Annotated in this window: 5 protein-coding genes, 1 tRNA gene and 1 rRNA gene; 2 read left to right on the forward strand and 5 right to left on the reverse strand. The window is 69.7% G+C overall.

Annotated elements, in window-relative coordinates; translation table 11 throughout:
- Positions 1–47: 47 nt before the first annotated feature.
- A complete protein-coding gene (locus tag AB0G84_RS27850) occupies positions 48–710 on the reverse strand; it encodes a response regulator (RefSeq protein ID WP_361326382.1) in 663 nt (220 codons plus the stop codon).
- 255 nt (positions 711–965) lie between these two features.
- Complete coding sequence (locus AB0G84_RS27855; RefSeq protein WP_361326385.1) at positions 966–6,491, reverse strand: HAMP domain-containing protein; 5,526 nt, start codon at positions 6,489–6,491, stop codon at positions 966–968.
- A 289-nt stretch (positions 6,492–6,780) separates the two neighbouring features.
- Here AB0G84_RS27855 and AB0G84_RS27860 point away from each other — a divergent pair, with 289 nt between their 5' ends.
- The gene (locus AB0G84_RS27860; protein ID WP_361326388.1) at positions 6,781–9,423 is read left to right on the forward strand and encodes a SpoIIE family protein phosphatase; all 2,643 of its coding nucleotides are present in this window, start codon (positions 6,781–6,783) and stop codon (positions 9,421–9,423) included.
- A gap of 153 nt (positions 9,424–9,576) precedes the next feature.
- Positions 9,577–10,623, forward strand: coding sequence for a YncE family protein (locus AB0G84_RS27865; RefSeq protein ID WP_361326391.1), 1,047 nt, complete (start codon positions 9,577–9,579; stop codon positions 10,621–10,623).
- Between the two features lie 72 nt (positions 10,624–10,695).
- Here the strand turns inward: AB0G84_RS27865 and AB0G84_RS27870 are convergent.
- The 3 genes from AB0G84_RS27870 to rrf form a co-directional block, all read right to left on the reverse strand.
- A tRNA-Thr gene (locus AB0G84_RS27870) sits at positions 10,696–10,768 on the reverse strand.
- 62 nt (positions 10,769–10,830) lie between these two features.
- Complete coding sequence (locus tag AB0G84_RS27875; protein WP_361326394.1) at positions 10,831–11,508, reverse strand: DegT/DnrJ/EryC1/StrS family aminotransferase; 678 nt, start codon at positions 11,506–11,508, stop codon at positions 10,831–10,833.
- Between the two features lie 115 nt (positions 11,509–11,623).
- Positions 11,624–11,740, reverse strand: a 5S ribosomal RNA gene (rrf, locus tag AB0G84_RS27880).
- Positions 11,741–11,888 lie beyond the last annotated feature (148 nt).

Here is an 11,888-nt window from a genome sequence, read left to right on the forward strand (position 1 = left end):
CGCGCCGGGTCTATGAGGGGGCGTCAGACGGCGCCCGCGCCCCGCGGTCAGCTCGCAGCGGTCCCCGCGGCGCCTGGTTCCAGCGCGTCCAGGGCCCGGCGCAGTCCGGTCAGTTTGCGCTCCAGATGGGCGGCGGTGGCCACCGCCGCCGCGTCCGCCGTCTCGTCCAGCTGCTTGGAGAGCGCCTCGGCCTGCTCCTCGACGGCCGCGAGCCGCGCGGAGAGCTCGGCCAGCAGCCCGGCCGACTCCCTCGCCTCGTCGGCGCTCGGCCGGCCGCCCTCCAGCTGCAGCCTCAGCAGGGAGGCCTGCTCCCGCAGTTGGCAGTTCTTCATGTACAGCTCGACGAATACCGACACCTTGGCGCGCAGCACCCACGGGTCGAACGGCTTGGAGATGTAGTCCACCGCGCCGGCCGCGTAGCCCCGGAAGGTGTGGTGCGGGCCGTGGTTGATCGCCGTCAGGAAGATGATCGGGATGTCACGGGTGCGCTCGCGCCGCTTGATGTGCGCGGCGGTCTCGAATCCGTCCATGCCCGGCATCTGCACATCGAGCAGAATCACCGCGAAATCGTCCGTGAGCAGTGCTTTGAGCGCTTCCTCCCCGGACGATGCCCGCACCAGTGTCTGATCGAGCGCGGAGAGGATCGCCTCCAGCGCCAGCAGATTCTCCGGCCGGTCATCGACCAGGAGGATCTTGGCCTTCTGCACCATGGCCCGTCCTCCTCGCCCCGGCATCGAACCGGACGCCGCCCCAGGGGACGACTCCGTCACGCCGCCCGTCCTTGTGCCGGTCATGGTAGCTGCACCCCGCCTGTCGCCACACCCTGTCACCGCGATGTCACTGTGCACGTAGCAGAAACGCAGACAGAGACGAGAAGGTTCCCCGAATCCGGTGCGTCCACACGTCCGCGGCAACACTCAGTCAGCACGCGATGATCCTCTTACGGCTCCCATACTGTCGTCCCGTCACTCCGCACGCATCCATTGCTCCATGACCGACAGCAGATGATCGGTGTCCACCGGCTTGGTCACGTAATCGGACGCCCCGGAGTCGATGCTCTTCTCCCGGTCGCCCTTCATCGCCTTCGCGGTCAGCGCGATGATCGGCAGCCCGGCGAACTGCGGCATGCGACGGATCGCGGCCGTGGTCGCATAGCCGTCCATCTCCGGCATCATGATGTCCATCAGCACCAGCACGATGTCGTCGTGCTGTTCGAGGACCTCGATGCCCTCCCGGCCGTTCTCGGCGTACAGCACCGACAGGCCGTGCTGCTCCAGGACGCTGGTGAGCGCGAAGACATTGCGGATGTCGTCGTCGACGATCAGCACCTTCTCGCCGTGGAAGCCGCCCTCGAAGCCCGCGTCCACCAGGTCCTGGCCGTTGCCCAGCCAGGGCTCCTCGGCGGGCTGTGGGGCGGCCGGCAGCGCCGGCGGCTGCGGTGCGGGCTGCGGCGGCTGCGGGGCCGGCTGCGGCGGCGCGGCGGGCTGCTGGCCCGGCAGCGCGAAGCGGCGCTGACCGCCGGAGACCGCCCGCCGACGGCGCCGGCTGAGGCTGCCGCCCATCTCGCGATGCTCCGCCTCCTCGGCCTCCTGCCGCACGGCCTCGGTCTCCCGGGCCTCCGCGTCCATCGCCAACCCGCCGGCGACCAGCTGCGGGTAGCCCTGTGGCGGCAGCCCGCCGGGGTTGTGCGGCAGGTAGAGCGTGAAGGTGGAGCCGCGGTTGGGCTCGCTCTGGGCATGGATCTCGCCGCCCAGCAGCCGGGCGATCTCCCGGCTGATGGACAGCCCCAGGCCGGTACCGCCGTACTTGCGGCTGGTGGTGCCGTCGGCCTGCTTGAACGCCTCGAAGATGACCCGCATCTTGCTGGACGCGATGCCGATGCCGGTGTCGGTCACCGAGAAGGCGATCATCTCGGCGTCCGGGTCACGCAGCGAGCCGTGCTCCAGCAGCTGCTCGCGGATGGCCACCGGCACGTCCGCGCCGGCCGGCCGGATGACCAGCTCGACGGCGCCGGTGTCGGTGAACTTCACCGCGTTGGACAGCAGGTTGCGCAGCACCTGCAGCAGCCGCTGCTCGTCGGTGTGCAGCGTCGCCGGCAGCTCCGGGGAGACCCGTACGGAGAAGTCGAGCCCCTTCTCGGCGGTCAGCGGGCGGAAGGTGGCCTCGACGTAGTCGACGAGCTGGACCAGCGCGATCCGCGTCGGGCTGACGTCCATCTTGCCGGCCTCGACCTTCGACAGGTCGAGGATGTCGTTGATCAGCTGGAGCAGGTCGGAACCGGCCCCGTGGATCGTCTCGGCGAATTCGACCTGCTTCGGGGAGAGGTTCCCCTCGGCGTTGTCGGCCAGCAGCTTGGCCAGAATCAGCAGGGAGTTCAGCGGCGTCCGCAGCTCGTGCGACATGTTCGCCAGGAACTCCGACTTGTAGCGCATGGAGACCGCGAGCTGTTCGGCGCGCTCCTCCAGGACCTGCCGCGCCTCCTCGATCTCGGTGTTCTTCACCTCGATGTCGCGGTTCTGCGCCCGCAGTTGCTCGGCCTTCTCCTCCAGCTCGGTGTTGGACAGCTCCAGCGCCCGCTGCCTGCTCTCCAACTCCGCCGAGCGCTCCCGCAGTTGCTCGGTCAACTCCTGCGACTGCTTGAGCAGCACCTCGGTCTTGGTGTTGACCGAGATGGTGTTGACGCTGGTCGCGATCATCTCGGCGATCTGGCTGAGGAAGTCCCGCTGGATCTGGGTGAACGGCTGGAAGGACGCCAGCTCGATCACCCCGAGCACCTTGTCCTCGAAGAGCACCGGCAGCACGATCACATTCGCCGGCGGGGCCTCGCCCAGCCCGGAGGCGATCTTGAGGTATCCGGAGGGGACGTTCTCCACCAGGATCGTGCGGCCCTCCTCAGCGGCCGTGCCGATCAGCGTCTCGCCCGGTTTGAACGTCGTCGGCATCCCGCCCATGGAGTAGCCGTACGAGCCCATCAGCCGCAGCTCGTACGCGCCCGGCTCGCCGCCGTCCGCGCCGATCTCCTGGCTGTCGGGCTGCGCCGCGAGGAAGAACGCGCCGTGCTGCGCGGAGACCGCGGGCGACAGCTCGCTCATGATCAGGGTAGCGACGTCCTTGAGGTCGCGCCGGCCCTGCATCAGACCGGAGATCCGGGCCAAGTTGCCCTTGAGCCAGTCCTGTTCCTCGTTGGCGAGGGTGGTCTCCCGAAGCGTGGCGATCATGGTGTTGACGTTGTCCTGGAGCTCCAGGATCTCGCCCGCGGCGTCCACATCGATCCGGACGTTGTGGTCGCCCAGGGTGACCGCCGCGGCGACCGCGGCGATGGCCCGTACCTGACGGGTCAGGTTTCCGGCCATCTCGTTCACCGACTCGGTCAGGTCCCGCCAGGTGCCGGCCACCCCGCGCACCTGCGCCTGACCGCCCAGCTGGCCCTCCGTACCCACCTCGCGGGCCACCCTGGTGACCTGCTCGGCGAAGGACGACAGCTGGTCGACCATGGTGTTGATGGTGGTCTTCAGCGCCAGGATCTCGCCGCGCGCATCGATGTCGATCTTCTTGGTCAGATCGCCCTTGGCGATGGCGGTGGTGACCATGGCGATGTTGCGGACCTGGCCGGTGAGGTTGTTGGCCATCGAGTTCACGGACTCGGTGAGGTCCTTCCACGTACCGGCGACGCCGGGGACGCGGGCCTGGCCGCCCAGGATGCCGTCGGTGCCCACCTCACGGGCCACCCGGGTGACCTCGTCGGCGAACGACGACAGCGTGGTGACCATCGTGTTGACCGTGTCGGCGAGCTGCGCGACCTCGCCGCGCGCCTCGACCGTGACCTTCTTGGTCAGATCGCCGTTGGCGACCGCCGCGGAGACCTGGGAGATGTTGCGCACCTGGATGGTCAGGTTGTTGGCCATCAGGTTGACGTTGTCGCTGAGGTCCTTCCAGATGCCGGTGACGCCCGGAACCCTTGCCTGGCCGCCCAGTTGGCCTTCCGTACCGACCTCGCGGGCGACCCGGGTCACCTGCTCGGCGAACAGCGACAGCTGGTCGACCATCGTGTTGACGGTGGTGACCAGTTCGAGGATCTCGCCCTTGGCGTCGACGGTGATCTTCTTCGACAGGTCGCCGCGGGCCACCGCGGTCGTCACCTCGCCGATGTTGCGCACCTGCGACGTCAGGTTGTTCGCCATGAAGTTGACGGACTGGGTGAGGTCCTTCCACGTCCCGCTGACGCCCTGCACCTCGGCCTGGCCGCCGAGGATGCCCTCGGTGCCCACCTCTCGGGCGACCCTGGTGACCTCCTCCGCGAACGAGGAGAGCTGGTCGACCATGGTGTTCAGGGTGTTCTTCAGCTCCAGGATCTCGCCCCGGGCGTCCACGTCGATCTTCTGCGACAGGTCACCCCGGGCCACCGCGGTGGCGACCTGGGCGATGTTGCGGACCTGGGCGGTGAGGTTACCGGCCATGCCGTTCACCGAGTCGGTCAGATCGCGCCAGACGCCGGCGACGCCCGGCACCTGCGCCTGACCGCCGAGCCGGCCCTCGGTGCCCACCTCACGGGCCACCCGGGTCACCTGCTCCGCGAACGCCGAGAGCTGGTCGACCATCGTGTTGATGGTGTTCTTCAGCTCCAGGATCTCGCCGCGCGCGTCCACGTCGATCTTCTGCGACAGGTCACCGCGCGCCACCGCCGTGGTCACTTGGGCGATCTGCCGCACCTGCGAGGTCAGGTTCCCCGCCATGAAGTTGACGGAGTCGGTCAACTCCTTCCAGGTGCCGCTGACGCCGTCCACCCGGGCCTGACCGCCCAGCCGGCCCTCCGTACCCACGTCCCGGGCCATCCGCGTGACCTGGTCGGCGAACGAGGAGAGCTGATCCACCATGGTGTTCACGGTGTTCTTCAGCTGGAGCATCTCGCCGGAGACGTCGACGGTGACCTTCTGCGACAGATCGCCGTTGGCCACCGCCGTCGTCACCTGGGCGATGTTGCGCACCTGCCCGGTGAGGTTGCGGAAGGCGGTGTTGACGGAGTCGGTGAGGTCCTTCCACGTTCCCGCGGCCCCGGGCACCGCCGCCTGGCCGCCCAGCTCACCCTCGACCCCGATCTCCCGTGCCACACGGGTCACTTCGGCACCGAACGAGGAGAGCTGGTCCACCATCGTGTTGACGGTGTTCTTCAACTCCAGCATTTCACCGGCGACATCGACGGTGACCTTCTGCGACAGATCACCGTTGGCCACCGCCGTCGTCACCTGGGCGATGTCACGGACCTGCCCGGTCAGGTTGCGGAAGGCGTTGTTGACCGAGTCGGTGAGGTCCTTCCACGTACCGGCCGCACCCGGCACCTGCGCCTGGCCGCCGAGCTGTCCCTCGGCGCCGACCTCGTTGGCCACCCGCGTCACTTCGTCAGCGAAGGTCCGCAGCGTCTCGGTCATGGTGTTGATGGTGTCGGCGAGCTGCGCGACCTCGCCGCGCGCGCTGACCGTGACCTTCTGCGACAGGTCGCCGTTCGCGACCGCGGTGGTGACCTGGGCGATCCCCCGCACCTGCGCAGTGAGGTTCCCGGCCATCAGATTGACCGAATCCGTCAGGTCCTTCCACACGCCGGCGACGCCGGGGACCTGCGCCTGCCCGCCGAGCTCACCCTCCGTACCGACCTCCCGGGCGACCCGGGTCACCTCGGAGGCGAACGAGGACAGCTGGTCCACCATCGTGTTGACGGTGTTCTTCAGCTCCAGCATCTCGCCGGCGACGTGCACCGTCACCTTGCGCGACAGATCACCCTTGGCGACCGCGGTGGTGACCAGTGCGATGTCCCGCACCTGCGCGGTGAGCCGCGAGGCCATCGTATTGACGGACTCCGTCAGGTCCTTCCACGAACCCGACATCCCGCGCACCCGCGCCTGCCCGCCGAGCTTGCCCTCCGTACCGACCTCGCTGGCCACTCTGGTGACCTCGTCGGTGAACGCGGAGAGCTGGTCGACCAGTCCGTTGACCGTCCGACCCACCTTGAGGAACTCGCCGCGCAGCGGATGCTCCGAGGAGCTGTCCGAACTGCGCGACCGCAGATCCATCCGCTGCTCCAGGTCGCCCTCGGACACCGCCGAGAGCACCCGCCCCACTTCGGACACCGGCCGTACGAGATCGTCGACCAGCGCGTTCGAGGCATCGATCGCCGCGGCCCAGGAGCCCTCGGCGGCGCCGACCTCCAGCCGCTCCGTGAGTTTTCCCTCACGCCCGACCACCCGGCGCACCCGCGCCAGCTCGCCGGTCAGATGCAGATTGCGGTCCGCAACCTCGTTGAAGACCGCCGCGATCTCCGACATGACGCCTTCGCCGGAAACCGTGAGCCGCTTGCGGAAGTTCCCGTCCCGCATGGCAACCAATGCGACCAACAGCCGATTCAGCGCAGCCGTATCCACTTCGGTCGTCCCGTTGTTCCGGGATCGTCCGCCTTTCGCGCGCGTGCTTGCGCCCCGCGCCGCTGCGCCAGACTCCACCGTGTCCCTCCCGCAGGGTCGACCGTTCTACCCGGGCTTTCTCTTGATACTTGCCCAGTGTTTCACCATGGCCCAACCAGGCCATAACAGTTCGGCAGCATCGCACACCGTCCTGAGCACGATTGGGGCGGAAACACACCTGACCGGCATCCTCGGGCGCGGCGAAGGTAAGTAACCTGGCATACGGCTGTCCACCCGCCCGGCCGCGAACACGGGCAGCGGTGGTACGAGCACAACAGGTATTCGGAGGGGCGCCGCGACCATGGGGGAGCAGATCACCGACACACGCATGAGGAGACCAGTGATCACCGCGCGGGCCGCCGCAACCTTCGAGCCGGTGGGGCGCTCCGTCGCGACCGCCCGCGCGTTCGTCCGCGACACCCTCCAGGGCTGGGGCTGCGCCGACATCGTCGACGACGCCGTCGTGCTGACCAGCGAGCTGGTCACCAACGCCGTGGTGCACGCCGGCACCGCCGCGGACGTGCTGTGTCTGCGCAACGACGGAGGGGTACGGATCTCCGTCGCCGACCGCTATCCCGAGCGTGAGATCCCGCTCCAGAACGCCGGCCAGGTCATGGTCCACCCGGACCGCGAGGGCGGCCGCGGGCTGCTGCTGTGCGGCGCGCTCGCCGCCCGCTGGGGCGTGGAGTACACCGCCGCCCAAAAGCACGTCTGGTTCCAGCTCGACCTCCCCGAGCGCCCGGCCGGCACCCGCTCGGCCGGCCCCGCCCTCCCCGTCGACGCCCTCCCGGTCGCCGACACCCGCGTCCGCGTCGCGGTGATCCAAATCGACCGCGGCGGCTGCATCAGCTTCTGGAACGAGGACGCCCAGGACCTCTTCGCCTACGAGCCCGAGCAGGTCATCGGCAAACCGCTCACCGACTTCGCCGCCTGGCCGCACACCCCCGGCACCGGCACCGGCATCGCCGAGGCGCTCCAGCTCTCCCGCTGGGAGGGCTCCTACGGCATAAGGGGCGCCGACGGCCGGGTCGTCCCCGTCTACGCCTCCCACCTGCGCGTCCGCGACGCCGACGGCGAGGCGTCCACGGTCTGCCTGCTGGTGCGCGACCACGAGCGCGCCATCCTGCAGAGCCCCCAGCGCACCCCCGCACCGGACGCCGCCGTACAGGCCGCCCAGGCCGAGGGCCGACCGTCCGACCCGTTCGAGGTCTTCATCGGCTCCCCGGCCCCGGACGACCTCGACGGCTTGCTCCAGCGCACCGTCGAGCGCGCCCGCGACATGCTCGACGGCGACGCCGCGTACCTCCTGCTGGCCACCGACGACGAGACCGAGCTGGAGGTGCGTGCCTCGACCGGCCTGCCCTCCGCCCGCCAGCGGTTCGCCCGCGTTCCCGTGGAGGCCGGCTCCGGACGGTACGGCTCGGCCCGGATGCCCGCGGTCCACGAAGACCTCACGGCCGTCCCCGGCGCCGTACCGCTGCTCAGCGGAACGGGCATGCGCTCGGTCGTCACCGTCCCGCTCAAGGTCGAGGGACGGCTCACCGGCTCCCTCGGCGTCGCCGCGGAGGCCCCCGGCCGCTACACGAACGAAGAGGCACTGCGCCTGCAGTTCGCCGCCGACCGGATCGCCCTCGCCGTCGAACGCGCCCGCCTGACCGAGCTGGAGAAGCTGCGCCGCGGCTCCCTGTCCTTCCTCGTCGAGGCCTCCGACCTGCTCGCCGGCACCCTCGACCGCGACCAGACCCTGGCCCTGATGGCACAGATGACGGTGCCCACGCTCGCGACGTGGTGCGCCGTCTACACCGTCGCCGACCAGGCCTCCGAGCCCGAGCTCTCCTACGTCCTGCACGAGGACGAGGACCGCATCGACGGCCTCAAGACCCTGCTGACGAAGGTCGATCCGCCCGAGCCGGTGCCCACCCCCGGCGCCCGCGTGTGGACCGCACCCGGCGACGCCGCCCACGACGCGGCGCTGCGCACCTCCATGCGCAGCCTCGGCCTCGGCAACGCCGCCCGCCCCTCCACCGGCCCCGGCGCCTCCCTGGCCACCGCCGCCGCGGTCGGCGGCGAGACCGTCGTTCTCCCGCTGGTGGCCCGCAACCGCGTCATCGGCATGCTCACCCTCGGCAAGCCCACCGAGGAGCACTTCCGTCAGGAGATCCTGGAGCTCGCCGAGGACCTCTCCCGCCGGGCCGCGCTCGCCCTGGACAACGCGCGCCTCTACTCCGAGCGCACGGCCATCAGCCAGTCCCTCCAGCGCAGCCTGCTGCCACCGGAGCTGCCGGACATCGCCGGCGTCGAGGTCGAGGTCATCTACCGCGCGGCCGGCGAGGGCAACGAGGTCGGCGGCGACTTCTACGACCTCTTCCCCATCCGCGACGGCGCGTACGGCTTCGCCATCGGCGACGTCTGCGGCACCGGCCCGGAGGCCGCCGCCGTCACCGGCCTGGCCCGGCACGCCCTCCGCCTGCTCGCCCGCGAGGGCTTCGGCGGCCCCGCCGTCCTGGAGCGGCTCAACGCCGCCATCCTCGACGAGGGCGCCCGCAGCCGGTTCCTGACGCTCCTTTACGGCGAACTGTGGCCGCAGGACGACGGCAGCGCGATCCTTAAGGTCGTCTGCGCCGGCCACCCCCTGCCGCTCCGCCTGCGCCAGGACGGCACGGTCGAACCGGCCGCCGAACCCCAGCCGCTGCTCGGCGTCATGGACGACCTCGAACTCTACGAGCAGACCGTCACCCTCGACCCCGGCGACGTCCTGCTGTGCGTCACCGACGGCGTCACCGAGCGCCGCGAGGGCACCCGCATGCTCGGCGACGACGGTCTCACCGACGTCCTGACGACCTGTACGGGCCTGACGGCCGGCGCGGTCGCCGCCCGCGTCCTGCGTGCCGTGGAGCGCTTCGCCGCCGAACCGGCCTCCGACGACATGGCCATCCTCGCCATGCGGGTCCCCGAGACCCCGTCCGGCTGAGCCACCCCGGGAGCGGCCGGTGTGGGCGGTGTGGGCTGCCTCACAGCCCGGCCGCCGCTCCCCCGGCACCACCAGCACTCTTGCGCCCGGTGCAAGGAACCCCTGCCTGACCTGCACTGGAGTCATCCCCAACGCCCGCCCACGCTAGGGGACATGGCTTCCCGCACCGCCGGCGCACCCGGCGACCTGCTCGCCGTCGTCAGTCAGACCGGCCCCACCGTCACCTTCTTCGACGCCGCCACGCACGAGCGTCTGGACGTCCTCACCGTCCCCCCACAGCCACACGAGCTCTGCTACGACCCCGATCACCGGCTGCTCTACTGCGCCAGCACCTACCGCTCCGGCTTCTACGGCGCCCACACCGGCCACTCCCATGAGATCACCGTCATCGACGTCGACACCCGCACCGTCGTCGCCACCCTCGACACCGGCTCCGACCACGGCCCGCACGGCCTGGCCCTCGACCGTGCGCGTTCCCGCCTGTACGTCAGCGTCGAGGCCACCGCGACCGAACCGGGCGGCGTCCTGGTCCTCGACACCCGCACCCACGCACGCCTCGGCCGCATCCCCACCATGGCCCCCGGCCCGCACTGGTTCGTCCGCACTGCTGACGGGCGCCGTGGCTACACCTCCAACAAGGAGGCTCCCTTCGTCTCCGTCCTCGACCTCGACCGCGGCGTCCTGACCGACCGCATCCCGGTACCCGGCAGTGAGGGCCTCTGCCTCGCCCCGGACGACCGGTACCTCTACGTCGCCGCCCCCAAGGCCGACTTCGGCGAACTGCCCGCCACGCCCCCCGGCGTACGCGTCATTGACACCTTCACCCACGAAATCGTCCGCGTACTGGCCACCGGTGGGCCGGTGATACCCGTACACGCCACCGCGACCGGCATGCTGCTGGCCGGCGAGCTGCGCGCGGACACCACCGACTCCGGCGCTCCGCCCGGCTCCCAACTCCCGGGCGTCGTCCGCGTCTTCGCGCCCGACACCCTCACCCCCGTCGGAGAGGTGGAGGTCGGCCGCCTGCCCCTGACGATCACCTCCTCCCCCGACGGCCGCCTCGCGTACGTCTCCGGCAACCTCTCCAGCACGGTGACCGTCATCGACCTCCAGACCCTCCGCACCCTCGCCACCCTGGACGTCGACTGCGCCGACCTGTCCGGCGCGCACGGCCTGGCCTACATCCCCGGCTCCAACTGACGGCCACCGCAACCACATACGACCACATACGACAAAGGCCCCCGCCGAATGGGCGGGGGCCTTTGTCTTCTGAGCCCCAATACGGAATCGAACCGTAGACCTTCTCCTTACCATGGAGACGCTCTGCCGACTGAGCTATTGGGGCCGGCAACAGAAAGAATATTACCCCAACTCCCCGGCAACTACGAATCGGGCACGGCCCATCGGCTAAAAGGCCGGCTGTAGCAATCCGCCCAGCGCATTGCACGCGCTGACCATCCGCTGCAGTTCCCGCCGCGACATCCCCGCGTGCACCGGAAGCGCAAGCGTCTCGTCCACCGCTCGCTCGGTCTCCGGCAGGAACACGTCCCGCCGCAGCCCCGGAAGCCGGTACACCGGCGCCAGCACGGGCACCCGACAGACAACTCCCTTGGCCCGCAGGGTCCGCGCGAAGGCATCCCGGTCCGGCCGGCCGTTCCCCGGCACCCGCACCACATACTGCTCGTACCGGTGTCCCGCGGCCGGCTTCGGCGTCCGGACCCCGCTGAGCTTGCCGTCCAGGTACGAGGCCTGCTCCCGGCGCAGCTCCGCCCCGGCCGGATCGATCCCGGGCTCGTCCTCCACCAGCACCAATAGCCCGTGCCGCTGTCCCACTTGACGGAGCCAGCCAATGTCCGCGGGCCGCCCGAAGCGGTTCACCGCCACCACCGCGACGGTCCGGCTGCTCACCACGTCCGACACCGCGGCCGGGTCCAGGCAGTAGCTGTCGCCGTCCACATCGGCGAACACCGGCACCGCACCCAACTCCACCACGGCCCTGGCCACCTCGGCGTTCCCGTAGGCGGGCACCACGACCTCGTCACCCGCACGCACACCGGCCGACCTGAGAGTCTCCACTGTCCCCATGACGCGGATCCTCGCCAGATGAGGTGAACGTCGCGTTACGCCCACCGTCCGAACGTCAGAACAAAAAAGCTCCGGTCCCTGAACCACAAGGGTTCAGGGACCGGAGCTAATAATAGTTCGGCGGCGTCCTACTCTCCCACAGGGTCCCCCCTGCAGTACCATCGGCGCTGAAAGGCTTAGCTTCCGGGTTCGGAATGTAACCGGGCGTTTCCCTAACGCTATGACCACCGAAACACTATGAAGTTAACCAACCCGGCATGGACACAGGTCGTTACTTCAGAACCTACACAGTGGACGCGAGCAACTGAGGACAAGCCCTCGGCCTATTAGTACCAGTCAACTCCACACCTTACGGCGCTTCCATATCTGGCCTATCAACC

It is taken from the genome of Streptomyces sp. NPDC020742 (assembly GCF_040641675.1).
Taxonomy (GTDB): domain Bacteria; phylum Actinomycetota; class Actinomycetes; order Streptomycetales; family Streptomycetaceae; genus Streptomyces.

Excerpts from the sequence above, each read along its gene's own strand:
- AB0G84_RS27850 (WP_361326382.1), bottom strand. The coding sequence starts at position 710 with ATGGTGCAGAAGGCCAAGATCCTCCTGGTCGATGACCGGCCGGAGAAT.
- AB0G84_RS27860 (WP_361326388.1), top strand. The coding sequence starts at position 6,781 with ATGAGGAGACCAGTGATCACCGCGCGGGCCGCCGCAACCTTCGAGCCG.
- AB0G84_RS27865 (WP_361326391.1), top strand. The coding sequence starts at position 9,577 with ATGGCTTCCCGCACCGCCGGCGCACCCGGCGACCTGCTCGCCGTCGTC.
- AB0G84_RS27875 (WP_361326394.1), bottom strand. The coding sequence starts at position 11,508 with ATGGGGACAGTGGAGACTCTCAGGTCGGCCGGTGTGCGTGCGGGTGAC.